General features: G+C 48.8%; 25 protein-coding genes. 15 read left to right on the top strand and 10 right to left on the bottom strand.

Features of this window, described 5'->3' with window-relative positions:
• The first annotated feature begins 21 nt into the window (after positions 1-21).
• The 7 genes from ADIS_RS10170 (at position 22) to ADIS_RS10140 (ending at position 5,903) form a co-directional block, all read left to right on the top strand.
• Positions 22-2,550, top strand: coding sequence for a zinc-dependent metalloprotease (locus ADIS_RS10170; RefSeq protein ID WP_010854393.1), 2,529 nt, complete (start codon positions 22-24; stop codon positions 2,548-2,550).
• Positions 2,551-2,650: 100 nt separating this feature from the next.
• Entirely contained in the window at positions 2,651-3,409 is a 759-nt protein-coding gene (gene modA / locus ADIS_RS10165; RefSeq protein ID WP_010854392.1) for a molybdate ABC transporter substrate-binding protein, read from the top strand.
• 3 nt (positions 3,410-3,412) lie between these two features.
• Positions 3,413-4,090: a molybdate ABC transporter permease subunit gene (gene modB, locus ADIS_RS10160; RefSeq protein ID WP_010854391.1), complete on the top strand. Its 678-nt coding sequence runs from the start codon at positions 3,413-3,415 to the stop codon at positions 4,088-4,090.
• Positions 4,083-4,763 carry an ATP-binding cassette domain-containing protein gene (locus ADIS_RS10155; protein WP_010854390.1) on the top strand — a complete coding sequence of 227 codons (681 nt, stop codon included), beginning with the start codon at positions 4,083-4,085 and terminating at the stop codon, positions 4,761-4,763. The genes modB and ADIS_RS10155 overlap by 8 nt, the downstream gene beginning before the upstream one ends.
• A gap of 59 nt (positions 4,764-4,822) precedes the next feature.
• Entirely contained in the window at positions 4,823-5,410 is a 588-nt protein-coding gene (locus ADIS_RS10150) for a methyltransferase family protein (protein WP_010854389.1), read from the top strand.
• Complete coding sequence (locus ADIS_RS10145) at positions 5,407-5,592, top strand: hypothetical protein (protein ID WP_010854388.1); 186 nt, start codon at positions 5,407-5,409, stop codon at positions 5,590-5,592. Before ADIS_RS10150 ends, ADIS_RS10145 begins: the two co-directional genes overlap by 4 nt.
• A gap of 77 nt (positions 5,593-5,669) precedes the next feature.
• On the top strand, positions 5,670-5,903 hold the full coding sequence (locus ADIS_RS10140; RefSeq protein WP_035805485.1) for a Kazal-type serine protease inhibitor family protein: 234 nt from the start codon (positions 5,670-5,672) through the stop codon (positions 5,901-5,903).
• Positions 5,904-5,983: 80 nt separating this feature from the next.
• On the opposite strand, the gene ADIS_RS10135 is transcribed toward ADIS_RS10140, so the two are convergent.
• From ADIS_RS10135 to ADIS_RS10125, 3 genes are all read right to left on the bottom strand, one after another.
• Positions 5,984-7,372, bottom strand: coding sequence for an apiosidase-like domain-containing protein (locus ADIS_RS10135; protein WP_010854386.1), 1,389 nt, complete (start codon positions 7,370-7,372; stop codon positions 5,984-5,986).
• Between the two features lie 32 nt (positions 7,373-7,404).
• Complete coding sequence (locus ADIS_RS10130) at positions 7,405-9,093, bottom strand: DUF885 family protein (RefSeq protein ID WP_010854385.1); 1,689 nt, start codon at positions 9,091-9,093, stop codon at positions 7,405-7,407.
• Between the two features lie 115 nt (positions 9,094-9,208).
• Positions 9,209-9,634, bottom strand: coding sequence for a nucleoside-diphosphate kinase (locus tag ADIS_RS10125; RefSeq protein ID WP_010854384.1), 426 nt, complete (start codon positions 9,632-9,634; stop codon positions 9,209-9,211).
• 186 nt (positions 9,635-9,820) lie between these two features.
• On the opposite strand from ADIS_RS10125, the gene ADIS_RS10120 reads away from it, so the two are divergent.
• The 4 genes from ADIS_RS10120 to ADIS_RS10105 all read left to right on the top strand — a co-directional run bounded on the left by ADIS_RS10120 (position 9,821) and on the right by ADIS_RS10105 (position 13,162).
• Positions 9,821-10,876, top strand: a complete 1,056-nt coding sequence (locus tag ADIS_RS10120) for a DHH family phosphoesterase (RefSeq protein ID WP_010854383.1) — start codon at positions 9,821-9,823, stop codon at positions 10,874-10,876.
• 87 nt (positions 10,877-10,963) lie between these two features.
• Complete coding sequence (locus ADIS_RS10115; RefSeq protein ID WP_010854381.1) at positions 10,964-11,890, top strand: FKBP-type peptidyl-prolyl cis-trans isomerase; 927 nt, start codon at positions 10,964-10,966, stop codon at positions 11,888-11,890.
• Positions 11,891-11,915: 25 nt separating this feature from the next.
• Entirely contained in the window at positions 11,916-12,470 is a 555-nt protein-coding gene (locus ADIS_RS10110; RefSeq protein ID WP_010854380.1) for an FKBP-type peptidyl-prolyl cis-trans isomerase, read from the top strand.
• A 131-nt stretch (positions 12,471-12,601) separates the two neighbouring features.
• Positions 12,602-13,162, top strand: coding sequence for an FKBP-type peptidyl-prolyl cis-trans isomerase (locus ADIS_RS10105; RefSeq protein ID WP_010854379.1), 561 nt, complete (start codon positions 12,602-12,604; stop codon positions 13,160-13,162).
• A 57-nt stretch (positions 13,163-13,219) separates the two neighbouring features.
• On the opposite strand, the gene ADIS_RS10100 is transcribed toward ADIS_RS10105, so the two are convergent.
• Positions 13,220-13,822: a nitroreductase family protein gene (locus ADIS_RS10100; RefSeq protein WP_010854378.1), complete on the bottom strand. Its 603-nt coding sequence runs from the start codon at positions 13,820-13,822 to the stop codon at positions 13,220-13,222.
• Between the two features lie 65 nt (positions 13,823-13,887).
• Positions 13,888-16,143, bottom strand: a complete 2,256-nt coding sequence (locus ADIS_RS10095; protein WP_010854377.1) for a TonB-dependent receptor domain-containing protein — start codon at positions 16,141-16,143, stop codon at positions 13,888-13,890.
• A 148-nt stretch (positions 16,144-16,291) separates the two neighbouring features.
• On the opposite strand from ADIS_RS10095, the gene ADIS_RS10090 reads away from it, so the two are divergent.
• Both ADIS_RS10090 and ADIS_RS10085 read left to right on the top strand, forming a co-directional pair.
• Positions 16,292-16,852, top strand: a complete 561-nt coding sequence (locus tag ADIS_RS10090; protein WP_010854375.1) for a gluconate 2-dehydrogenase subunit 3 family protein — start codon at positions 16,292-16,294, stop codon at positions 16,850-16,852.
• Positions 16,845-18,542: a GMC oxidoreductase gene (locus ADIS_RS10085; protein WP_010854374.1), complete on the top strand. Its 1,698-nt coding sequence runs from the start codon at positions 16,845-16,847 to the stop codon at positions 18,540-18,542. Before ADIS_RS10090 ends, ADIS_RS10085 begins: the two co-directional genes overlap by 8 nt.
• Positions 18,543-18,669: 127 nt before the next feature.
• Here the strand turns inward: ADIS_RS10085 and ADIS_RS10080 are convergent, their stop codons facing one another.
• Both ADIS_RS10080 and ADIS_RS10075 read right to left on the bottom strand, forming a co-directional pair.
• Positions 18,670-19,182, bottom strand: coding sequence for an FKBP-type peptidyl-prolyl cis-trans isomerase (locus tag ADIS_RS10080; protein WP_010854373.1), 513 nt, complete (start codon positions 19,180-19,182; stop codon positions 18,670-18,672).
• A 58-nt stretch (positions 19,183-19,240) separates the two neighbouring features.
• The gene (locus ADIS_RS10075) at positions 19,241-19,984 is read right to left on the bottom strand and encodes a hypothetical protein (RefSeq protein WP_010854372.1); all 744 of its coding nucleotides are present in this window, start codon (positions 19,982-19,984) and stop codon (positions 19,241-19,243) included.
• Positions 19,985-20,283: 299 nt separating this feature from the next.
• Here ADIS_RS10075 and ADIS_RS10070 point away from each other — a divergent pair, with 299 nt between their 5' ends.
• Complete coding sequence (locus tag ADIS_RS10070; protein ID WP_010854371.1) at positions 20,284-20,907, top strand: hypothetical protein; 624 nt, start codon at positions 20,284-20,286, stop codon at positions 20,905-20,907.
• A gap of 58 nt (positions 20,908-20,965) precedes the next feature.
• Positions 20,966-21,394 (top strand): DoxX family protein, encoded by a 429-nt coding sequence (locus ADIS_RS10065; protein WP_035805482.1) that lies wholly within the window; start codon positions 20,966-20,968, stop codon positions 21,392-21,394.
• 59 nt (positions 21,395-21,453) lie between these two features.
• Here the strand turns inward: ADIS_RS10065 and arsB are convergent, their stop codons facing one another.
• The 3 genes from arsB to ADIS_RS10050 form a co-directional block, all read right to left on the bottom strand.
• Positions 21,454-22,482 (bottom strand): ACR3 family arsenite efflux transporter, encoded by a 1,029-nt coding sequence (arsB, locus tag ADIS_RS10060; protein ID WP_010854369.1) that lies wholly within the window; start codon positions 22,480-22,482, stop codon positions 21,454-21,456.
• A 6-nt stretch (positions 22,483-22,488) separates the two neighbouring features.
• A complete protein-coding gene (locus tag ADIS_RS10055) occupies positions 22,489-23,103 on the bottom strand; it encodes a low molecular weight phosphatase family protein (RefSeq protein ID WP_010854368.1) in 615 nt (204 codons plus the stop codon).
• 95 nt (positions 23,104-23,198) lie between these two features.
• Positions 23,199-23,741 (bottom strand): DUF6428 family protein, encoded by a 543-nt coding sequence (locus tag ADIS_RS10050; RefSeq protein WP_010854367.1) that lies wholly within the window; start codon positions 23,739-23,741, stop codon positions 23,199-23,201.
• Positions 23,742-23,780: the final 39 nt, after the last annotated feature.

Raw genomic sequence — 23,780 nt, 5'->3', positions numbered from 1 at the left:
CTTAAAAAAAAATTGATGTGCATGAAGAATAACTTTAACAACTACTTGAGGTTTGCCACCGTCTTTTTCCTTGTGCTTGGTTTGATGACAGCAGATGCCATGGGTCAACGAATGAGAAGAAATTGGCTGGAGCGGGAGCAGTCGATCGAAGAAGCACCCAAAAAGGATTCTGTCATAGCAAAGGGCCCTTTTAAACCCTATGGTCAAGTGATCACAAAAGACGCCAAATCGAGGGATGGATTGTTTAAAGTCCACGAGATCAAAGGAAAGTACTTTTACGAAGTCCCGGACTCCCTCCTCGGCAGGGAAATGCTGATGGTCACTACCATTGCCAAGACCGCTGACGGCATAGGCTATGGAGGAGAACGCACCAATACGCAAATGCTGCGCTGGGATAGAGAAGGTGACAACATTTTGCTAAGGGTGGTCTCTTACAGCAATACGGCCGCGGATTCGCTGCCGATATTTCAAGCAGTCCGCAGCTCCAACTTGGAACCCATCCTCAACAAATTCGACATCAAAGCTGCCAACGAGAGTGAAGGCACACTGGTAATAGAAGTCACCGACCTGTTTACCAAAGACATACAGCCACTAGGCCTGCCACGATTTAGACGAACGCAATATAAGGTTAGCAGACTGGACAATGAAAGATCCTACATAGCGAGCATCAAGTCCTTCCCCATCAACATAGAAGCCCGTTATGTCATGACCTATGCTGCGTCCGAGCCACCCTCCAATTCGGCGACGGGTCTGATTACGGTAGAAATGAACAGCTCCATGGTGTTGCTTCCCAAAGAGCCCATGATGCAACGCCTAGCCGATCGCAGGGTAGGCTGGTTCAACACCACCGTTACAGACTATGGCCTCGACGAACAAAAGGCCACCAAACGCACCTATTTGGATCGATGGCGACTGGAAGTGAAGGAAGAGGATATCGAGAAATTCAAACGGGGGGAGCTGGTAGAGCCCAAGAAACAAATTGTTTATTACATCGATCCTGCTACTCCGGAAAAATGGGTACCCTACCTAAAGCAAGGGGTGGAGGACTGGAACAAGGCCTTCGAAGCGGCAGGCTTTAAAAACGCCATCACGGCCAAAGATGCCCCCTCTCCGGAGGAGGATCCTGACTGGAGCCCGGAAGATGCCCGCTATTCGGTGATCCGCTATTTTGCATCCGACATACAAAACGCCTACGGACCCCACGTATCGGATCCGCGGTCCGGGGAAATCCTCGAATCGGACATTGGCTGGTACCACAACGTAATGAACCTGCTGCGGAACTGGTTTTTTATCCAGACGGCCGCCATCAACCCGGATGCCCGCGGGCCCAAATTCCGTGACGAGGTGATGGGACGATTGGTGCGTTTTGTGTCGGCGCATGAGGTGGGCCACACGCTGGGGTTGCCCCATAATTTTGCCTCCTCCTTCGCCTATCCGGTAGACTCGTTGCGGTCTGCTACCTTTACACATCAATATGGTACCGCCCCTTCGATCATGGATTATGCCCGCTTCAACTACATTGCACAGCCGGAAGATGAGGGGGTAAGTCTGATGCCTGACGTAGGCCCTTATGATGTATACTCCATAGCTTGGGGCTACCGACCCATTCTTGAGGCGAAGACTCCGGAAGAAGAACAGCCCGTATTGGATCAGTGGATATTGGAAAAACAAGGGGATCCCATCTACCGCTACGGACGGCAGGGCAATGCCTATGACCCCAGCACCCAGAGCGAGGACTTGGGAGATAATGCCATGAAAGCCTCCGCTTATGGCATCAAAAACCTGCAACGGATCGTCCCTAACTTGATGGAATGGTCCGCCGAGCCGGACAAACCCTTTAAAACCTACGATGATCTAGACGAGCTATACGGACAGGTAGTGACCCAATTCAACAGGTACATGGGTCACGTACGAACCAATGTAGGAGGAGTTTATGAAATCTTTAAGTCGGCGGGCCAAGGCGAGCCCGTTTATACCCATGTAGATAAAGCTACCCAGAAGGATGCCGTGAAATTTCTCAACGAGAATCTCTTTCAGTCCCCGACGTGGCTGGTAGATGCGGAAATCGTTAGCCGAACACAAGACTTTGGCTACTTGGAGAGCATCCGTAATGTGCAGGTTGGAACACTAAACGGCTTGCTGGAATGGGGTAGGTTGGGCCGTGTGATAGAAAACGAGGCGCTAAACGGATCAGCTGCTTATGGGTTGCTGGAGCTGATGGGGGATATCCGTAGAGGTATCTGGTCTGAGCTGCCCAATGGCAGGCCGATCGATGTGCACCGAAGAGCCCTTCAGCGGGCCCATGTCGAGCGGTTGGGTTATTTACTGAGGGAAAATGCCCCCGCTATACCTCCAGCGCTGCGGGCCAGACTGGGTGTTTCGATCAATGCCTCCCAATCCGACATACGGGCAGCGGCAAGAGGCGAATTGAGAACGCTGCAGCAGCAGGTAGCGGCTGCGGTAACCCGCACCACGCAACCAATCTCTAAGCTGCACCTAGAAGATGTGCAGGCAAGAATCCGGGAGATTTTGGACGCGGACAAAAAATAGCTAACTTTAGATTTATAAGTAGAAGGCTTGGAGTGGAATCAGGACTAGTAAGAGCTCAACGGTCCTCTTTCTCCTTCCAAGCCTTTTTCCTGCGACTTGTATGAAACGACCGCTTCTTACGCTTGGGCTTTTTGTGCTGCTGACGTTGCCACTTGTCGCGCAGCGTACCGCCTCACTACGTGTTGCTGCGGCTTCGGATCTCAAGTTTGCATTGGATTCGGTCATTTCTACCTATATTGTACCGGGTATACGTATAGATCCCATCTACGGATCTTCGGGCAAGCTGTTTGAACAGATTTCCAACGGTGCGCCATTTGATATTTTTTTGTCGGCTGACGTAAAGTATCCCAAAGAGCTGATAGGTGCTGGGCATGCAGTAGGCGATCCCTTTGTTTACGCCGTAGGCAGGCTTGTGCTTTGGAGCAAAAATGTTCGGACAGACGAGCTAGGAATGGACGCCTTGAGATCCCCCACAATCAAAAAGGTAGCCATCGCCAATCCGCGCCATGCCCCGTATGGGGAAAAGGCGGTGGAAGCATTGAGGAACCATGGATTGTATGAACTGCTATTGCCCAAGTTGGTGTATGGTGAGAATATCTCCCAGGCAGCACAGTTTGTTTCGAGTGGAGCTGCTGATATAGGTTTGATTGCGCTTTCCCTGGCCAAATCGCCGACCATGAGCAGGTTGCAGCCTCGTTATTTCCTGGTTCCGGAAGACAGCCATCAGCCTCTCATCCAAGCAGGCGTAATTACCCGCTACGGAAAGGACAAAGAGGCAGCACGGCAGTTTTTTGATTACTTGAAAGGAGAAAGAGCAGTAGCCATCCTTCAGCATTTCGGATTTTCCAAGCCCCTTTAGCCTATGTTGGAGACAGCCCCCTTTGTTCTGACCTTCAAATTGGCGTTCCTTACGACCTTGCTCCTGCTGTTGCTCGGTATCCCATTGGCCTATTGGCTGGCCTTTAGCCGCTATCGGGTCAAGTTCATTGCGGAGGCCATTGTGAGCCTTCCCTTGGTATTGCCACCCACGGTCTTGGGCTTTTACCTGCTGCTCCTGTTGAGTCCAGAAAATACCTTTGGGCGGTTTTTGGACGAATATTTTGATATTCGATTGGTGTTTACCTTTCCCGGGTTGGTAATAGCTTCGGTAATCTACAGCCTACCCTTTATGGTGCAGCCGCTCAAATCAGGGTTTGCCTCGGTTCCCCAGGCTTGGCTAGATGCCGCACATACCCTAGGCAAAAGCCATTGGACCATTCTCCGTAGGGTCTTGCTACCCAATATGAAAAACGCCTTTCTTACCGGATCGGTTCTTACATTTGCACATACTGTGGGCGAATTTGGTGTGATCCTAATGGTGGGAGGCAATATTCCCGGAGAAACCCGCGTGGTCTCCGTAGCTATCTACAACGAAGTAGAAGCCATGAACTATGCCCAAGCCAACCAGTACAGCATGTTGTTGGTAGGATTTTCCTTCCTAGTATTGGCAATAACCTACTATGTCAATCGCCAAAAGAGTCTGCTGCTTTCCTATGATTGATATTCGACTACATAAAAAGTTGAAAGGAGCCTCAGGCCCTATCCCCTTGGAGCTGGACATTCATCTTCAAAAAGGAGATATTGTGGGGATCTATGGGCCGTCCGGAGCCGGTAAATCCAGTGTTCTTCGAATGTTGGCCGGATTGATGCAGCCTGATTCAGGTTTTGTAGGGGTGAATGGGGAAATTTGGTACGACTCCAAAAATGGCCGCCACCTTGCGCCCCGCCACCGCCATATTGGCATGGTTTTTCAGGAATATTCACTCTTTCCCAATATGAGTGTTCGTGAAAACCTGGAGTTTGCCTTGGATCACTCCGATGATACGGGTTTGGTGGATGACCTGTTGGATTCGATTGGCATGCGGGAGCTCGCTAACCAAAGGCCGGGTATCCTCTCCGGCGGGCAAAAACAGCGGGTTGCGTTGGCCAGGGCAATGATCCGACGGCCAACCCTGCTTCTTCTCGATGAGCCCTTGTCCGCATTGGATATGGAGATGCGGCGCAATCTACAACATATCATCCTGAGGTTCCACGCGGATTTTCAACTCACCACGCTGCTGGTAAGCCATGATTCATCGGAAATCAAGAAAATGGCCAAACGCCTGCTGGTTCTCGAAAATGGAAAGATTGGCTTTGACGGGGATCCGCTGACTTTTTTTGCAAGCTTGGAATAGATGGCTACGGTTTTTTTGTTTGACCCAAAATATGCACCTTCGTATAAAAACAAGAATCCATGGCTTACCTGATGCTGTTTTTAGGTTGGGCGATTTTCTACGCCAGCCATACCTATTTGGCCAGCTTGGCCACTAAGCGTAAAATCAAAATCCTGATGCGGTCTTTGTATCCTTGGTACCGATTTATCTATTCCCTGTTATCCGGAGCAATGCTTTTGGCCATATTGTTTTATGCAGGCAGCATCCCTCCCGACTATGTGTGGCAGACTACCACAGGCACTACCTATGTCGGTTACATGCTGGCTACTTTTGGAACAATCCTATGTGTAAAGGCCATGAAGGGTATGTCTATCTCCCGTTTCATTGGACTTACACCTAACGACGACCTAGTGGAGCAAGAACCTCTCAACGTGGATGGGCTGTACCGATGGGTCAGGCACCCCCTCTATGCTGGATTATTGCTGATCTTTTTGGGCTATTTTTTCTTTCTGCCCACCTTCGCGTCCGCCGTTCACCTTGCTGCGTTGATAGCCTATCTACCAGTGGGTATTTATTTTGAGGAACATAAACTTCTTCATCTCTACGGGGACGACTACCGGGAATATCAACGAAAGGTGCCACCTCTCCTGCCAACCAAAAGACCATGACTGAACTACTCGTACAAACCATTCTTCTCATCGCGGTACTTGCCCATTTGGTGCTGGCTTCGGTCATGTACAAAAAGATCAACACGGATCCTTCCCTGAGTTTTCACCAAAAGAATCTATGGAGACTCCGGGCACTCATTTTTCCCGCCTACTATTGGTTCGCCTTCCGGAAAAAAAAGTAAAAAAACCCCCAACCTGTTGTAGCGTTTTTTAGGAAACGTACGTCTTGCCTTCAGAAACATGGTTAATCCTGTATTTCATGAAGAAAGTCATTTTTGCCTACGTCTTAGTCCTTCTTTCGGGAATGCAGTGTGAGGATCAATTGTTGGTTGAGGCTTCGAAAGATTGTGTGCAAGACCCTCCATTGGCCACTGAATCAGCATGCTACCAAAACTACGATCCTGTTTGTGGATGTGACGGAAATACCTACGGTAACGATTGTGAAGCGGCGCAGGCAGGTTTGAAAAATTGGACAGAGGGGGAGTGTTCGTGAAGATAAGGTAGTGGTTTTTTTAGGTTACCACCCGGAAGAGGTTTCTACGTGTAATTTTACCCATCTTCCGGGTGGATTTTTTATTTAGTGTCGAGGATGGCCACCCAGTCGTGTCCGACAGGGCCTGTAGTTGGAGGAACCAGACGATGATTGGTGTTACGGCGGATAGACCCCTCCGTATAGGCATTGCCTGTACGCGGATCAAACCAAGTCAACGTAATTTGCTCGGATGAGAGGCTAGACAGATCTACGCTGACAGGTTTTCCACTCGGGAAATACAACATGACATAGTGCCCATCCCTGTCTTTGGTTGCCGCTACAAACGTGTTGTCGTCTTCTTGGCTGCTGACCACTAGTTCCTGTGCCGGGATACGATTGAGAAAGGGCCGGGAGAGCATGAGGTTTTTGAGGTGCTTCACCTGATGGGCCATGGGCAAATCCAGTGCTACTTTCCAGGGGCGTAACGGTGCGTTGATGGGTTTGCGATCCGGCGTGTACATTTGCCACACGGCGTGGCATCCGTAGGTCTGCCCAAAAGCTCCTGCAAAAACATTCCAATACATTATGCGGCGTATATCGTCCGGAATGCTATGACCCAGCTCCTTGGCGTTAAAGCAATTGGGGTGGTCCTCGTATAGCGGCTCCCCATCGATTGTAGGCTTAGTTGGCATAAGCCCGTAATCGTGGGCTATGATCCGGTAGGTAGCCTGATTGGGGCAATGTCCGGTTTGGTGCATATTGAAATCCAGCCAATCTGCATGGTGAAACCAATTGCTGGATCCGCCCGGCTTGGCGGGTTGGGGGTGAAAGGTCATCAGAGCCCGGTCTTTTCCGCCCGCTCCTTCTTCCACCCCTCGGGCCAGCTGATCCCATATCTCCGCGTCTTTGGTATTTTCCCTGGGGTTCCGGTCCCCGCCGATCACCCAGATGATATTCGTATGCATCCGATAGCGGGTGCCCAGCCATTTTCCGTATAGATAGGCATTATCTACGGTAAATACCTCCGGACCCTCTCCCCACGAATTTTTGAATACTTTGTCGCCCCAGGTCGGTAGTAGTGCGATGTAAATACCCCGCTTGGCGGCTTCCTGTATGACAAAGTCCACATGCTCAAAGTAGGCTTCGACCGGCTTTGTCGGATCCAGACCTTCCAGAGGCACATGCCCGTAAGGGTTGGGATCCTGCAATCCATCGATTTCTGCCAAGGTCACTGCCTGCACCACGTTGAAACCCTGGGAAGCGCGCTTATCCAGGTAGTAGATGGCCTCTTCCCTATCGCAACGGTGGAATAATTCCCAAGCAGTATCCGCCAGCCAGAAGAAGGGATCACCCTGTTCGGTCACCAAAAAGCGCTGATTGTCGGATACCTTGAGGCGTGGCAGCTGTCCATATGCATGGTGGCTGAGGATAAAAAGAGCCGCACATAGAACCTGTAGGGAGGTGGCGCGTAATTTCATAAAGTAGTTCATGGGTAGGTCATTTTAGGATTGGTAGGCTGGGGTTAGTCCATAAATCGCCACTGGCTTGTAAACTCTTTGGGAAGGGGATCTCCTTTCATTCTGGCCCGCAGCAATTCTATCGGTACGTAGTTTTGGGTCATCACGAAGTCGTGAAAGGCTTTTTCGGTCAGCTGTCCGGTGGAGGTCACTTCTTCCTTCAGTGCATAAAACTGTAGCCCACCAATCATGTAGGCCAGTTGGTAAAGGGGGCCGTATCGGCCCTCAAAGGATCGACGGACCTCTGCTTCGGCATTTTTACGCTCGTGCCCCACCCTATCTACCAAGAAATCGATGCATTGCTGTGGAGTCCATTGATTCAGGTGGTAATTGAGAGAAAACACAATCCTTGCCGCGCGGTGCATGCGCCAAAAGAGCATCCCGACCTTGTCCTCGGCATTGCGCGGAAAGTCCATGTCCCACAGGTTAAACTCCCAGTACAGTGCCCATCCTTCCACCCAAAAGGGGTTGTTGAACAATCGCCGGTGGGGAAAGTGCCGTTGATTCATAAACTGCTGTAGGTGGTGCCCGGGTATCAGCTCGTGGTGCACGGTGGATCGTGAAAAGTGGGGATTGTTGCCCCGCATGCTCATCATTTTTTCTTCGTGGTTCATCTCCGATGTGGGATACGAGATAATGATGGATTCCCCGCCCAAGAAGAATGGATTGACCCGCTGTGCTTCAGCGGTCATCATGGTCGTGCGCCAGGTTTCCTTGGCCAAGTCCGGCACGGTGATCAAATCCCGGTCTTCTACAAAGCGGCTGGCCTCTTCTGCCAGTTCCACCACCATCTCAGGCCACTTACCCGGGGGTACGTAGGTATCTTTCACCATCTCCAAGGCTGCTTTCCAGTCGTCGCCAAAACCCAACTCGTTGGATGCCTGAATCATTTCAGCTTCACACCAGGCGTATTGTTCCTCTCCTATCCGAATGAGTTCCTCTACCGAATAGGGGATATAGTTAAACCGTAGTTCTTTTTCTATGGCCTCTTTGCCCATAGGTTTTCCGATGATCCCCGAGCCATCGTCCTTTACGGCGGTATTTTCATAAAAATCCCTCAGAAAGGCGGCATAGTCGGCTAGTGCCTTATTCATAGATCCCATAGGGGATTTCATCCACCAGGTAAAATCGGGATCGTAGTCTGCGTAGAAGCTATATGCTTCGTCTAAGCGCGTGCGGAAAGCCTCCACGGCACTTGCTGCCAGTTCCGCTTGCTGCCAGCTATCAAAGGGTACTTGGTTTTCGAGGGAATTTATTTTTGCGGCGATGGCTTGTTCTACCTGATAAAATGCAAGTGAAAGCTTATCGGGTTGCGGGAATTCGGCTCTTCGCCGGCCTTTGTAAAAGGACTCCAGTGTTAGCAGTATGTCCAACACGACTTTGATTTCATTGAACTCTTCCTGCTCCAGCTGGTGAAAGTAGCGGGTTTTTTCCAGGTAGTTCCTCAAGAGAAGGTAATCCAGCTTTTCGTCTTCGGTAAACTGATTATAAGGAAGGGCTTCCAAACGGGCCTGCCAATGTTGATAAAGCTGATCCATTCGTTCGAAAAATTCTTCGGACAGCGGGTTGGCATAGGTTCGGGACAGGGCAGCCCTGTCCGCTTGGAATTCCATCACAAGCGGGTATATGCGGTTGGCAAGAAGGGGAAGGTTAAGCGAAAAAAAAATGACGATGCATACCAGCGATTTTTTCATAGGTACCAGGTAGGGTTGATAAATACAACCAGTAAACTACCGAAAAAAACGAAAAAAAGAAAGCCAATGAAGATCACTGGCTTTGATTAAATATCATCAAGAAGGGATCATTACCTTATACCCCCACCTTTTCCAAGTCGCTAAAAAAGAAGCTGCCCTCGATAGCGGCGTTCTCATCCGAGTCAGAGCCATGTACCGCGTTTTCTTCCAGGGATTTGGCGAATATCTTACGGATGGTCCCTTCTGCTGCGTTGGCGGGGTTGGTGGCACCGATCAGCGTTCGGAAATCCGCTACTGCATTTTCTTTCTCCAAAATGGCGGCGATGATAGGTCCGGAAGACATGTAGGCACAAAGATCTCCGTAGAAAGGCCGCTCTTTGTGCACCGCATAAAACTGTCCGGCCGCCTCAGCGCTGAGCCTGGTAACCTTCATCGCTACCAATTTAAAGCCCGATTCCTCGATCATTTTCAATATTGCACCAGCGTTCCCTGCGCCAAAGGCATCGGGTTTTATCATGGTAAAGGTTCTATTTGTCGCCATTATGTTTTTTTGAGATGGTTTTGAGATGCAAAATTAACGTTTTTATCACAAACCCGAAGCATTTTATCTCAAATGTCCATTTGCAGGCCCGGAAGTCATCCCTCGGTGCTGGTTGGGATTTTCGGAAAATAATGTTGAACTTTGCGCACTGTGTTTCAAAAAAACACGGAGGTTATAACATTACCGATGCAGCAATTCGATCGATTTAAAGAACAGATTTCTTCTGCTTCACCCAAAAAAATCGTTATCACTACCCACCACAAGCCAGACGCTGATGCCCTGGGATCTTCGTTGGGGCTGGCGAGATACCTGAAGAAGAAAGATCACCACGTGACGGTAATCACTCCTTCGGACTATCCTTCCTTTCTCTTTTGGATGAAAGGTAACGATGAAGTGGTCAATTATGAGGACAAAAGTCAGCGCGAGCTGGCAGACCGACTGATAGCCGAAGCGGATCTGATTTTTTGCCTTGATTTCTCCTGCCTTAACAGGCTGCAGGAAATGGAAGGCGCGGTCAAGAAGTCCAACGCTTTTTTGGTTAATATAGATCACCATCAGAATCCCCAGTACTTCGCCCATTTCAGCTTTATGAGTACCAAGGCTGCTGCCACCTGTGAGTTGGTTTTTGACCTGATCGTAATGTTGGGTGATAGGGAATTGATGGACAAGGATCTGGCGGAATGTCTCTACGCGGGCATTATGACGGATACGGGAGGGTTTAAGCATCCCAACACCACCAAAAACGTGCACCTCGTGACTGCCGAGTTGATTGACTTGGGTGCCGACAACTCCAAGATCGCTAGGCTGATATACGATACGAATTCCCTGAACCGGCTGAAATTTTTGGGTTTTGCCCTCACCCGCCGACTGCAGATCATGGAAGGTTGCCAAACAGCCTATTTCACCATTACCAAAAAGGACCTGAGAAAATACGAATCCCAGACTGGAGACACCGAAGGGCTTGTGAATTACGCCCTTTCCCTGGATGGGATCAAGATTGCCGCGCTGTTTACAGAGCGGAAGGATGGCATCAAGATATCGTTCCGTTCAGTAGAAGAAGTTGCCATCAACAAGTTTGCGGCGGCCCATTTTAGCGGGGGCGGCCATAAAAATGCAGCGGGGGGTATTTCGCAGCTTACGCTTGACGAGACTGTTGAGAAATTCGAAACCTTGATTAAAGAGAACAAGCATACACTGCTCAACTTACCGGAATCAGTTCATGAAATTGCCCACGACAAGTGATTTGCTTTCGTGGGGTTTTTCGCCAACAGAAAATGGATCGGTACGGGGAAGTACAGGGAATGCCAAAAAATAAACAATAATAGTCAAATGAAGAACATCACTAAATTAGCCCTTTCAGTGTTGGTATTGCTGTTGGGGATCGGAGTGTCCAGCTGTAAAAAGACCGAAACAACCAGCGATGGCATCGAATATACGTATATCAAAGAGGGGCGGGACGCCGTCAAGGAAGGGGATTATGTGATCTACCATTTTGAGGCAAAAAACGCCAAGGATTCCCTGTTTCTTTCCAGCTACAGTCAGCCGCTTCCCCCCTATCTCCAAAAGAATGCCTCTATGCCAACGTCAAGTGGTATTGACGAGATTTTTCTTAATCTGAAAAAAGGCGACAGCATTGTCGTAAAAGCACCTGCGGAGAAGATTTTTGGCGTAGGTGGGGTTCCTCCTTTCCTCAGCAGCGAAGAGAACATCATGATCACCATAGGTGTATTGAATGTCATCGAAGAGGAGCTTTTCCAAGATTACTATAACGACTTGATGGCTGCCGAGCAAGAGAAGCAGGCCAAAAAAGCAGAAAACCAACTGGCCACCGATATCGAACTGATCGAAAAGTATATCGCTGAAAATAATTTGAATGCGAGCAGGACAGAATCAGGACTCTTTTACGTCATACAGAAAGAAGGCAGTGGGCCGGAGGTTGAGAAAGGCAACACGGCATCGGTAGATTATACAGGGTATGTCCTTGATGGCACCCTATTTGACACCAGTGTGGAGGAGGCAGCCCGTAAAAATGGAACCTTTCAGGAAGGGCGGAGCTACGAACCCATTTCGATCGAGGTGGGTGTAGGAAGGGTTATCAAAGGTTGGGACGAAGGATTGCAGCTTCTTAGGAAGGGTTCCGAGGCGAAGTTCATCATTCCCTCTCCCCTAGCCTATGGTCCCAATCAACGGAGCGAAGTGATTGTACCGAACTCTATCTTGGTGTTTGACGTAGTAGTGACAGACGTAGTTAAATAATTTAGTAGAATCAGAATCCCTTGAAATGAAGAACATTAGCCTAAGTGTGCTGTTGCTGATTGGTCTATCCTTGGTTTTTTCCTGCGTATCGGAAGACGAAAACATGGAAGTGATCTTTCAGCGGGACAAGCAAACCATCGACACCTTTGTACAAAACTTTGATGAGGAATACGTTCGAAGGGAAGTAGTGGGCGAAACAGGCGTCACCCTGCTCTTCCTGGAGACCAATGGAGCAGGGAGGAGGCCAGAAATCCGGGATACCCTTTATGTGGACTATATCGGTTTTTTTCTCGATGGAACGGTCTTTGATACCTCGGTGGAGCAGGTTGCCCGTGATAATGGAATCTTTAATCAAAGTAGGTCCTACGTGCCATTTCCGGTAGAATTGGGAGTGTCTTTTGTAATCGACGGTTGGCATATCGCCTTGTCACAAATGCGGGAGGGAGAAAAGGCCATTGCCCTGATTCCGTCTATTTATGCTTATGGAAGTCAGGGAAATCATGGTATTCCACCGAACACCGTACTAGCTTTTGAGTTGGACGTGAAAAGTGTGCGGGGTCCGTCACACAGTCAGGAGTAGGACAATGGGTAACCAGGTAGTTTGGCTAGGCCTACGAGGCTGGTTTTCGGCTACGCAGACTAATTAGGTACAATCCGTCCCGGCCTTCGTTAGGGGCAGGTGATGGCCGATGAAATACAAATTATAGACAAATGAAGAATTGGATAAGTGTCCTGGCCGTAATAGGACTTTTTACATTGGAGTCCTGTGACGACGGTTTTGCGGGGTTCGGTGGACCTGTTTACGATCGGGAGGGAAACCTTGCCATAGACCGTGAACGCATTGCCACCTATTTGGAGACGGCTGAATTTGACAGCCTTTACCGCATACACGACCCATCCGGTCTGGTGGTGATCGTACAGGAGGAAGGGCAGGGCTCACGTCCTTTCAACGGCAATGTGGTGTACACCAATTACACTGGAATGTTAAAGGACGGTACCGTGTTTGACACGAATCTACCTGATGTAGCCCAAGAGCACGGTATATTCAATGAAGATAGAAATTACGAGATCTTTACCTTTTTTGTAGGGCAACCTACGAACCAGGGAGGGGCGATCGAAGGGTTTTCCGTGGGGTTCCGTCGCTTGCGAAGTGGATCCAAGGCGATCTTGGTGATACCCTCCCCGATGGGGTATCAGGACAATCCAAACATTCCCAATATTCCTGCCAATTCCATCTTAGTGTTTGAGGTTGATTTTTTAGGGATGGACTAAGGAAGCATTTTCATAGGTGACAAAAAAAGGAGGCTTGCAGGCCTCCTTTCTTATTTTTTACTTTACCCAAGATACTTTCTCGGCGATAGGCGATCGTCTGCCCTCCGGCCATCGGTCGCTTGCGGGCTTGGCTACGTAAAAGAATCCCATCAGCTTATCCTCATCTTCCAGGCCAAAATGTGCCCTCGCTTCCGGCCAAAACGTAGGGCCTCCGGTACCCCAGTAGGCTGCCAGGCCGTGCGCGGTTGCGGTCAGGTACATGTTTTGCACCGCCATTGCCACGGCCGCGACCTCCTCCATTTCCGGTAAGTTGGCTTTTAAGTCCCGCTTCATGATAATGGCGATGATATGGGAGGCCTTAAGTGGATTTTCCTTGAATTTTTGGTAGGTGGCCTCGATGAAGTTGCCGTTTTTCTCACTTCGCTGTTTGTACAGGTCGGCTTGGAAATCCGCAAAATGTTGTAAACCTGGACCGGTGAAGACCACAAAGCGCCACGGTTCGGTCAGCTTATGGCTTGGTGCCCAGTTGGCGTTTTCGAGTAGTTCTTCAATGATGCTATCATCGACAGGGTCGTTTTCCTTAAACTGGGCGATAAACATGGACCGTCTATTTCGGATCACTTTGTTTACTTCCTCTACGTTGAATATGGGTTTGTTCATCATAATCTGTTGGGTATATACGGATACAAAATTGATTTCTTGCCGTTTTTGTTCCCTTCTCCCGATTAATACTTCATTCCCATCTTGATACCGCCGTAGTAGTTACGGGTTGCAGCAGGCTGGAAAAACCTACCACCAAAGGCATTTAGGTCATTGCCCAAGCTGTAGGCCTCATTTAGCAGGTTTTCGGCTCCCGCGAACACCTCTAGATCCCATCGTATACCCAGGTTTCTCCTCCACCCGATGCGGGCGTTGACCAAGTGATACGCCTCTTGGTGCACGGTATTGGCGTCATTGAGCGGTATTTCGTCTACAAACTGGTGGGTGAAATTTGCGTACAGGCCTAGGCGTGTTCTCAAATCCACCTTATTGACAACCGTGTGTGGAGCTACGCCGGTGAGGTTGTTGCCACTGAAATCGTTTCCCCCGGAAACGAAATTACTGAAGGTGAAGTAATGCCCGGTGTAGGCATGGGTGAGCTTTAGTTCCTGTACAAATCCCAGTTGGTTTCGTATCAAAAAATAGTCCACTTGACCCTCTATGCCTTTTTGGTCAGTGGCACCCGCATTTCGGAAGAGGACTACGCCCTGTTCATTGGTAAAGGTCGTTATGGTTTCGTCCAGTTGGAAATAGAACGCACTTACATCCAAATTGATCATTCCATTGGCATAACTGGATCGGTATCCGACTTCGTAGTTGATGCCCTTTTCGGCTTCTAGATCCAAGTTGATACTCCCCTCGTTGGTCCGTACCTCGTCTATCGTGGGAGGCGAGAACCCGGAGGATATACTGCCATGAACAGCTGAGGTTTCGCTCAGTTTGGCAGAAAGAGCGATTCGGGGTACTACAACGGGATCAAAGCGGCGTTGAGCAGACGAAGGGGTTCGGCGGAGTGCGTCGATATTCCTGGAAATATTGTAATTGGAGAAATTTTCACTTAGACCCAGGGTGAGTAACAGCCTTTCGGTCAGTTCCGCCTCGATCTGCTGAAAAAGAAAAGCAGTACTGGTGATCAAGTCGTCACTAAACCGGATTGTGTCCGCTACGCCGTTCCGGTTTCCAAAATTTTGTGCCGCCGCCTTTGCCAGCTGGTATTCACCGCCTGCTATCAACCTTACGGGAATAGCGCCCAAGGTTCCATTGTGAGTGAAGCTTGTCCGACCACCGTAACTGAATTGGGTTTCTTTTTTGTAGTCCAGGTTAAAGGGGTTTTCAAAATCGGTGGTATTGATGTAAAAGGACGTTCTGTTGGCTGTTTGGGGACTGAACAGGTACTCGTGGCCAATGGTGCCGTACATCGATTTTTGTGCGATGGAAGCATTTTGGGAGGCCGACCCTGGTCGGGCCTGTCGGGGATTCTCGTCCCGTTGCGCCGCAGTAAGGGCACCAGGGAGCTGATAAAAAAGATCGGAATAGAGAAGCTGCGTATTGATACGCTGCTTGTCCGAGGGGTTGAAGGTGCCTGCCATCTGGAATACTTCCCGATCCATCGCGGTATGATCCCGGTAGCCGTCGGCTTTCTGCTTGGCATAGGAAACGCTGATGCCCCCGTTTTCAAGCTGCTGCTGTACGCCTAATCGATAGCGAACCAATCCAAAGTCACCCGCGGAAAGATCGGTACTGATTCGGTTTTCATCCACCTGTTGCTTGCTGCTGAAACTGATCACACCGCCATTTCCTGCTCCATAGATACTTCCCGCAGGCCCCTTAATGATTTCTGTATTTTCAATATTCGACAAATCCAGAATATTCAGCGGAGTAGTACCATCGGCGCCGGTGAAGGGGATGTCGTTCCAATAGACTTTGATATTTCGCACGCCAAAGGGAGACCTTAGTGAACTTCCCCGTATCGATATGCGATAAGAAGCCGGCGCGCGCTCTTCAACCCGCACACCTGGTTTGGTGTTGAAAGCATGTACCACAGATGTTTCGTTAAAACGTGCCAGCTCGCTTTCCGCTACCCGAACGACCCCGGCGGCCTGTACCAGTAGGGGACGCTCCGACTCGAACGAAGAGACCACCACTTCCGCCAGCGTGTTATCGGAGCGTTCTAATTGAACATCTAACTCCCCCGCAGCCGGGATTTCAACAGTTTTGGTAAGGAAGGCTACATGTGTAAAAATCATCTCAGCTGCCTGCGGGAGTGCTACCTCTATCCTTCCTGTTTCATCCGATACAAAGCTGCGTTGGTTGTTCAGCTTGGCAAAAACAAAGGGAATCGGATCCCCGCTTTTGCCATCCACCACGCGAATGATGGTTTGCGCCTCTAGGACAACAGGAAATAGCAGGATGCAACAGTAATAGACAATTTTATTCTTCATGGGAATTTTAATTTTTTAACCGGGGACTCTGGTAACTGCGTAAATTTAGACCATTTTTAATCCAGTGGAGATACCGATCAAAAAAAGCTTCGGGGATTTGTCAAAAAACGGTAACTTGGCCAACTGACAACTATTGAACTTTAGACTCATGGATAGAAGATTAGCCCTAAAACAATTGGCGCTCATTACGGGAGGTGCTATCCTTATCCCTTCCTGTGATTTCAGCCAAGAATCAGTCCTTGAAGCGTACCAGAACCTACAAATCAACGAATCGGATCGCAATGCCCTACGTGCTATCTTGAATATCGTCTTTCCGGGAGTCCATTTGAAAAAGGCAGAAGAGCTGGATTTGCAGGATTTTGTGTTGGTAATGGCAAACGATTGCCTCACGGAAGAGGAGCAGCGCGTTTTTACAAAAGGACTCAGGGAAGTGGAAAGCTACAGTAAGAAAGCCTTCGGTAAATCATTTGGTGAGATGGATGCCAAGGAAGGTGCCGAAGCCTTTAGGCGGGCAATCAGTAAGGATGGAATGCCAACAGCCCCGGATGCTATCCGGGAATTTTTGGCCACCGCCAAGCGCTTCGGTCTACAGGGCTACCTAACTTCTTCCTACTACATGACTGAAATTATGCCCTACAACATGATACCCGGGGGGTACAGGGGTTCGGTGAACATAGCGGAAATAGAACGAATAAACACCAATGGCTAATCTTAATATCAAGCACACAAAGGAAAATTCCTACGACGCCATCGTCATTGGCTCAGGTATGAGTGGAGGCTGGGCCGCCAAGGAGCTTACCGAAAAGGGTCTGAAAACGCTTGTCCTGGAGCGGGGCAAGTCGGTAGAGCACCTAAAGGATTATCCCACAACGAATCTAAAGCCTTGGGAGTTTGAACATCGGGGCACCATACCTGCCAGTATTCAAAAGGAGAACCCAGTCGTGAGCCGTTGCTATGCCTTCCGGGAGGACACCGAACACTTCTTTGTAAAGGACACCGAACATCCTTACGTGCAGGATAAGCCGTTTGATTGGATCCGTGGATATCAGACAGGCGGAAAATCCCTGCTTTGGGCCAGGCAAGTGCAGCGTTGGAGTGAATTCGATTTCGAAGGGCCCGCACGGGATGGATTTGCGGTCGATTGGCCAATTCGGTATAAGGATTTGGCTCCTTGGTACAGCCATGTGGAAAAGTTCATTGGCGTATCGGGAAATCGGGATGGTCTCCCGCATCTTCCGGATGGGGAGTTTCTGCCGGCCATGGAGCTATCGGCCGTGGAAAACTATTTCAAGGGAGTAGTATCAAAAAATTATCCTGGCAGGGACGTTATTATAGGGCGTTGTGCCCATATCACCGGCAATGCCGAGTATTATGCACAGCAGGGAAGGGCCCTCTGTCAACACAGGGTATTGTGCCAGCGTGGCTGTCCTTTTGGAGGATATTTTAGCAGTAACTCGTCTACGCTGCCCTGGGCCATGAAAACCGGTAACCTTACCCTGCAAAACAACGCAGTAGTCCACTCTATCCTCTATGACGAGGCGAAGGGACGTGCCAAAGGAGTCGTGGTCATCGACGCCCTAACCAAGGAGACTACGGAATACTACGCTGATTTGATCTTTCTTAATGCCAGTGCCCTGAACACAAACTTGGTGCTGCTCAATTCGATCTCGCGCCGCTTTCCAAATGGCTTGGGTAATGACAACGGGTTATTGGGCAAATACATAGCCTTTCATAATTACCGGGCGGGCGTGTCTGCCGAATACGATGGATTGCAGGAGTTTACCACCCAGGGCAAACGTCCCAATGGGGGTTATATTCCTAGATTCAGAAACGTCCTCCGTCAGGAAACAGATTTCCTGAGGGGCTATGCAGCCGGGTTTAGCGGAAGCAGGGCAATTCTTTCCGACCAATCCGATATAGGCGAAAACCTTGAAAAAAACCTGCTCAACCCACAGTGGGGCCCTTGGCGCGTTGGTTCGCATATGATGGGCGAAACCATCCCAAAGGAGGAAAGCTACGTAACGTTGGATCCTGATAGAAAGGATGAGTGGGGCATTCCGCTGTTGCATGTGTCCGTAGATTATGACCAGAATGATGAAGCTATGATCAAGGATTACCTGGAGCAGGTATCCGAGATGTTTGATGCCGCGGGTTTTAAGAACATACGCACACGGGATGATAAACGTGCCCCGGGCCTGGATATTCATGAGATGGGTGGCGTGCGTATGGGCCATGATCCCAAAACTTCGCTGCTGAATAAATGGAACCAATTGCATGCCTGCCAAAACGTATACGTGACTGACGGTGCCTGTATGACCTCTACCAGTACTCAAAACCCCTCCCTGACTTATATGGCCTTGGCAGCTAGGGCGGTGGATTATGCGGTAAGGCAAAAATAATGATTGCACCTAGTATGCAGTAGGAGAGGTCTCACGTTAAAAGCGTTTCAACGTCTAGGCAAAAAATAAGTCCCGTGGAGATTATTTCCCCACGGGACCTTGCATTTCAAGGCATTTACTAACCGGATCAGTGAACATGTCCTCCCGGTTCATGTGCGTGTCCGTGCTCCAATTCGGATGGATCGGCGTCCCGAATGCCCACGATTTTTCCGGAGAAGTATAGATCGTAGCCTGCCAACGGTGGATTAAAATCCATCAAAACCCCCCGGTAATCGATTCTGAGAATTTCCCCTCGCAGGGGGTTGCCCTGATCATCCTGCATGGATACCACATTGCCTACTTTCATCAGATGGCGCTGTTTCTGGCCATTCTCTTTAAAGGCTGACTTGGGAATGATCATTTTCCGGCTTTCATCGTAGTCTCCGTAGCCATTTTCAAAATCTATAGCCACCTCGAAGGTATCGCCCACCGACCTACCGGCAATGGCTTCCTCCATTTTTGACAGGATATTCCCCGCTCCAAACAAGAACGCATAGGGTTGGGCTTCATCTACCCGCTCAAAAAACTCCTTGCCGTTTTCTCCATCGTCTACGTGTAATTCATAGGTAATGGATACTACTTTATCTTTTTCTGCGATCATGGTGACTTTTTTTGGCCGAAATTAAGGGAAAACAGCCAACGAATGGCGGTCGGAGTACCTATTTTTTATTTAGATACGCTTCACGGTAGGCAGACCAGATTTCGTAGATAGGATTGCCGGTAGAACTCAATCCACTGTGGTGCCATTGGCCATCCTTTACCTCATAGTCGAAGCTTAGCGATGCACCCACGCGGCTGTCATCCCGCGAAAAAAAGGTAATGTGCTCTGTATATTTGCCATCTTTGGCCTCGTAGGTTCCCCCACCTGTACCGCTAAATTCCTTTGTCTCTGAATTGAACGCAATCCACTGAAACCGACCTCCCGAAAGTATTTTTACGGTTCTCCGTGCCCCGGGAGTCATTGTACTTACGTTGCCATCTACTTTTCGACCGGTGATCACCCAATTTTGCGTAAGGTCATCGCGTCGATCACCTGCCCGTTCCCAAATTTCTATCAAATCCTTGCCCTTTACCTTACCGGAAATCACCACTTTATCGTTGGTAAAGTCAATCTTATATTGGTTTTTGGTTCCCACTTGGTCGGGATCAGCCGTGAAAAAATCCAACTGTTCGGTATAATTGCTGCCATCGATGGTAAAAAGCCCGCCACCTGCATGTAGGAATTTGTTCGTGCCTACTTCTTTCGCACCGTAGGCAAAGTAACCATCCTGGTAAATTTTGATGTACTCCCGGTCAGCTACCGGCTTGCCGTTTTGATGGGTAAGCTTCCAGGCCCCTTCGATGCTTTGAGCGTTGACGGAAAAAGTAAACATTGCTAACATAATTGCGACAAGGTAGTTCATATCGGTTTTGGTTTAATTGGTGTTATAAAGTTAAAAAATTAACGGCTATTTAAACAAATTAGTTGTCTAGGTACCGGATATCCAGAGATAAGCCACCAAATTCCGTGATTTTCGGTTTTTGGTATGGTTTTAGTTAAAGGTAAAAGCCGGCTTTTCTTGGGCAAAGGTAGGATGTTAACCTGTATGCCTGATCCCTGTCAACCATTTGCCGGACGGCAGTCAGGTGCTGGGTTCTATGCTGGATCAGGACTGCCGCTGGTACACATGTTACCGCTGGGAAAAAAGACAATTATAGACATATGGTAAGGATTGTGCTTGGGTTGCCGTTTTTACTTTTGTTGTTTTTTGGGTGCGGGACTCCCGTAAAGGCGCAGAGTTATGGCACGGCAGTGGGCATACGCCTGGGCAATAATAATTCCTTCCGCACGGTGGGTGTTTCCGCCAAACACCGATTGGCCAAAGGCCTGACCGCCGAGGGAATTCTTCAGTCTGACTTTGCATCCAATACGACAGCCCATCTTCTCCTTGCCCGGCATCGACCGATGGTTTCCAAAAGGTTCAACTACTACTATGGGGGAGGGCTTTCCATGGGCGTAGAGGAAAGCCGTCAAAAAATACCCGAATCCATGCAAATCATACATACCTATGGCAATCCTACCTTTGGTATTGATGGATTGGCGGGAGTGGAAATGACTTTGCTACGTATGACAGTATCTCTGGATTACAAGCCTAACCTAAACCTCACCGGTCGAGATCCTTGGTATCAAGGTCAGGTGGGTTTATCGGTACGTTCTGTGATGGTTACGGGGTCTGAACAGAATAAAAGGAAGCGGCAAAAGGCCAAAGCGAAGCGGAAAAAGGCAAAGAAGCTACAACCAACACCCATCAAAGACTTTATTCGAAAGGTGAGACCTGGTCGCTAGTTGATCCAACCTGGCTATGTATGGTTCAGATTTGTATATTTACCCCAAAAACTCGCCTATGCTTGATTTCCTTTTACGAACTGATAATTCAAAGACCACCATTTTGATTCGTTTGATGGTAGGGGCGGTTTTTCTTTCCGAAGGTATACAGAAGTTTCTTTTTCCGGCGGTCCGTGGTTCGGGGCGGTTTGCGAAGATCGGCCTGCCAAACCCGGAGTTTCTGGGGAGTTTTGTGGGGACGTTTGAAATTCTTTCTGGGCTGCTAATCCTGCTTGGATTGTTTACCCGCCTGGCAGCCCTGCCTACCCTGGTAATCATGGTGGTGGCGATCGCGACCACAAAATCGGTGGTACTTCAGGAACAGGGATTTTGGGAAATGATGCACGGCAGCAGAACCGATTGGAGCATGCTGTTGGGCAGTCTATTCCTGATATTCCGAGGGGGCGGATATGCGTCCATTGACCGGAGGTTATCCGGAAGAAGGTAGGTGGTGGCTTCGTTTGCATGCGTCTAGCGCGGTTTAGCCGTATGATTGATGCGTTGCTCCTAGTACTTCCACTTGTTCGCTATCCTCACCAAGTGCAACATTACGGGAACCTCCACCAAAACCCCAACCACGGTCACCAAAGCAGCAGGACTTTCAAGACCAAATAAGGCAATAGCTACTGCCACCGCCAACTCAAAGAAATTGCTTGCGCCAATCATGGAAGCAGGTGCGCAGACCGCATGGTTAAGCTTAAGTTTTCTACCCCCAAACCAAGCCAAAAAGAAAATAAAGTAGGTTTGAATGATTAGCGGAATAGCTATCAGTAGGATGATCAGGGGGTTATTCAGGATATTGGGGCCTTGGAATGCAAAAAGCAGAATCAATGTAAGCAGTAATGCCACTACGCTCACCGGTTTGAATTGCGGTAAGAATTGGTTTTTAAACCAAGTTTCTCCTTTTCTGGCAATCAACGCCTTATTGGTAATCACACCCGCCAGTAGTGGAATCACCACAAATATCACGACCGAGGCCACCAAGGTTTCATAAGGTACGCTTACATTGGTGATGCCCAAAAGCAAGCCAACCAAGGGAACAAAGGCCACCAAAATGATCAGATCGTTGACCGATACTTGAACCAAGGTATAATTGGGATCACCATCCGTCAGATAGGACCATACGAACACCATTGCGGTACAAGGGGCAACCCCTAAGAGGATAGCCCCCGCAATGTATTCTCCGGCCAAATCGGGCTCTATGTAGGCGGAGTACAATTGGTCAAAGAAAACCCAAGCGAAAAATGCCATCGTGAACGGCTTGATCAGCCAGTTTATGATCAATGTCCAAATCAAACCTTTTGGAGCCCTGCCAACTCCCCTGATACTGCCAAAGTCAATCTGCAACATCATGGGGTAGATCATCAGCCAAATAAGGATCGCTATCGGGAGGTTGACATTGTAGATTTCCAAATCAGAAAGTGCGGTTATATCATCTCCGGCTACATGTCCTATAAGAATCCCTACAACTATACAAAGTGCAACCCATACGCTGAGGTATTTTTCGAAAAAGGCGATTTTTTTGCTAGTTGCCATGTTCTGTTATTTCTTCTTAATACGTGAAAAAACGTAAAGCATTTCCGAAGCAATCTGCAGTGATCGTTCATCGTATTTCTCTTCTTCCAGTTCCGTATCGTCATAAGCTTTCGGGTCTTCGTACCGGACTGGAATCCTGGCCTCAGCCCCCGGAATGAAGGGGCAGTTTTCATCTGCATGGGAACAGGTCATCACTGCGGCAAAAGCGGTAGGCGCATTCGCTGCATCATCAAATACTTTGCTGAATGTGACAATTGGATCTTCATCATCGGAAAAGAATACAAAATAGGTTGGATTGGCTTCCCCTTTTTTCGTGACTTTGAACCCAAATCTTCGGATGGAGGCCACAGCCCGCTCATTGAAGGCAGTTACCTCCACCCCTCCTGAAAAGGAGTTCATATCTATGCCGTGGTACGTAGCTGCTACCTTCCCCCATAGCTGGGAAAATTGGCTTCTTCGGGAATTGTGCGTGCAGATAAAATTCAGGTTGATGTCCTGGCCTTGATCGATTTTTTGCTGTACATAGTCAATCAGCACTTGAAGGATCCTTTTGCGTTCTTCCCCAATCGGCAGTGCCTGTGCTCGCTCGATGTACGCTTGTAGGGGTGGGTATAGGCTCATAGTTCTATAAGTTGAGATGGTATCCAAATTATCGGGATTGCCAATTTCTTTGCTATTAGTCCCTTGTGTTTGCTATTTCGTGTCGTATGGTTAGTTCAACAACAGCCCGAACCCGGTTCACAACTATTGGTAGCTTGGAGTGAGGCCATGGATAGGCTGATTTTTGGTTTTTTGGAAACTGGCCCACAACATGCCGCAGCTTTCTCCTCGGCTGTGGTAGCGCGATCTTTTGCTTTGCAGGTTGTTTGGTCGGGAACCAGCTGAACAATCAGTGTATTGCCGGTGTCTTTGATTTGGTGCACGGGAAGAACGGCGGTCGGGAATAGTGAATTACCATATTCAAACCGTATTTCAGCTTCTGGGTAGGTTTGTCTTACCTTATTGACGACCTCAAAAATGGTAAGTGCTTTGGTTGTATCCAACAAGTGATTAGGTTCCGGGATTTGGTTTTCCCATAATTGCACATGTACTTCAGACCATTCGTTGCGAATCCCCCCACAATCCACCGTGTCAAAGGTGACATTTTTGATTTCCGTGATATGGTAGTCAGTTCTCACAAATTGATTAGGTTGATATTCAAATAAGAGTGCCTTATCTGGGTTCTCGCGAAGGATTTTGATAAACTCGGATGTTTTCATTTTTATAGATCTATTTTTTTTCAAACGTTGTGTCCCTAA

It is taken from the genome of Lunatimonas lonarensis (assembly GCF_000390185.1).
Lineage (GTDB): Bacteria > Bacteroidota > Bacteroidia > Cytophagales > Cyclobacteriaceae > Lunatimonas > Lunatimonas lonarensis.
This window is presented reverse-complemented; position numbering and strand designations above follow the sequence as displayed.

Bases quoted from the DNA above. Each gene is read 5' to 3' on its own strand.
- ADIS_RS10155 (WP_010854390.1), top strand. From the start codon at position 4,083: ATGATTGATATTCGACTACATAAAAAGTTGAAAGGAGCCTCAGGCCCT.
- ADIS_RS10125 (WP_010854384.1), bottom strand. From the start codon at position 9,634: ATGGCGACAAATAGAACCTTTACCATGATAAAACCCGATGCCTTTGGC.
- ADIS_RS10145 (WP_010854388.1), top strand. From the start codon at position 5,407: ATGACTGAACTACTCGTACAAACCATTCTTCTCATCGCGGTACTTGCC.
- ADIS_RS10055 (WP_010854368.1), bottom strand. From the start codon at position 23,103: ATGAGCCTATACCCACCCCTACAAGCGTACATCGAGCGAGCACAGGCA.
- ADIS_RS10080 (WP_010854373.1), bottom strand. From the start codon at position 19,182: ATGATCGCAGAAAAAGATAAAGTAGTATCCATTACCTATGAATTACAC.
- ADIS_RS10135 (WP_010854386.1), bottom strand. From the start codon at position 7,372: ATGAACTACTTTATGAAATTACGCGCCACCTCCCTACAGGTTCTATGT.
- ADIS_RS10140 (WP_035805485.1), top strand. From the start codon at position 5,670: ATGAAGAAAGTCATTTTTGCCTACGTCTTAGTCCTTCTTTCGGGAATG.
- ADIS_RS10065 (WP_035805482.1), top strand. From the start codon at position 20,966: ATGCTTGATTTCCTTTTACGAACTGATAATTCAAAGACCACCATTTTG.
- ADIS_RS10090 (WP_010854375.1), top strand. From the start codon at position 16,292: ATGGATAGAAGATTAGCCCTAAAACAATTGGCGCTCATTACGGGAGGT.
- ADIS_RS10085 (WP_010854374.1), top strand. From the start codon at position 16,845: ATGGCTAATCTTAATATCAAGCACACAAAGGAAAATTCCTACGACGCC.
- ADIS_RS10130 (WP_010854385.1), bottom strand. From the start codon at position 9,093: ATGAAAAAATCGCTGGTATGCATCGTCATTTTTTTTTCGCTTAACCTT.
- ADIS_RS10095 (WP_010854377.1), bottom strand. From the start codon at position 16,143: ATGAAGAATAAAATTGTCTATTACTGTTGCATCCTGCTATTTCCTGTT.
- ADIS_RS10115 (WP_010854381.1), top strand. From the start codon at position 10,964: ATGAAGAACATCACTAAATTAGCCCTTTCAGTGTTGGTATTGCTGTTG.
- ADIS_RS10050 (WP_010854367.1), bottom strand. From the start codon at position 23,741: ATGAAAACATCCGAGTTTATCAAAATCCTTCGCGAGAACCCAGATAAG.
- modA (WP_010854392.1), top strand. From the start codon at position 2,651: ATGAAACGACCGCTTCTTACGCTTGGGCTTTTTGTGCTGCTGACGTTG.
- ADIS_RS10110 (WP_010854380.1), top strand. From the start codon at position 11,916: ATGAAGAACATTAGCCTAAGTGTGCTGTTGCTGATTGGTCTATCCTTG.
- ADIS_RS10150 (WP_010854389.1), top strand. From the start codon at position 4,823: ATGGCTTACCTGATGCTGTTTTTAGGTTGGGCGATTTTCTACGCCAGC.
- modB (WP_010854391.1), top strand. From the start codon at position 3,413: ATGTTGGAGACAGCCCCCTTTGTTCTGACCTTCAAATTGGCGTTCCTT.
- ADIS_RS10070 (WP_010854371.1), top strand. From the start codon at position 20,284: ATGGTAAGGATTGTGCTTGGGTTGCCGTTTTTACTTTTGTTGTTTTTT.
- ADIS_RS10105 (WP_010854379.1), top strand. From the start codon at position 12,602: ATGAAGAATTGGATAAGTGTCCTGGCCGTAATAGGACTTTTTACATTG.
- ADIS_RS10075 (WP_010854372.1), bottom strand. From the start codon at position 19,984: ATGAACTACCTTGTCGCAATTATGTTAGCAATGTTTACTTTTTCCGTC.
- arsB (WP_010854369.1), bottom strand. From the start codon at position 22,482: ATGGCAACTAGCAAAAAAATCGCCTTTTTCGAAAAATACCTCAGCGTA.
- ADIS_RS10100 (WP_010854378.1), bottom strand. From the start codon at position 13,822: ATGAACAAACCCATATTCAACGTAGAGGAAGTAAACAAAGTGATCCGA.
- ADIS_RS10170 (WP_010854393.1), top strand. From the start codon at position 22: ATGAAGAATAACTTTAACAACTACTTGAGGTTTGCCACCGTCTTTTTC.
- ADIS_RS10120 (WP_010854383.1), top strand. From the start codon at position 9,821: ATGCAGCAATTCGATCGATTTAAAGAACAGATTTCTTCTGCTTCACCC.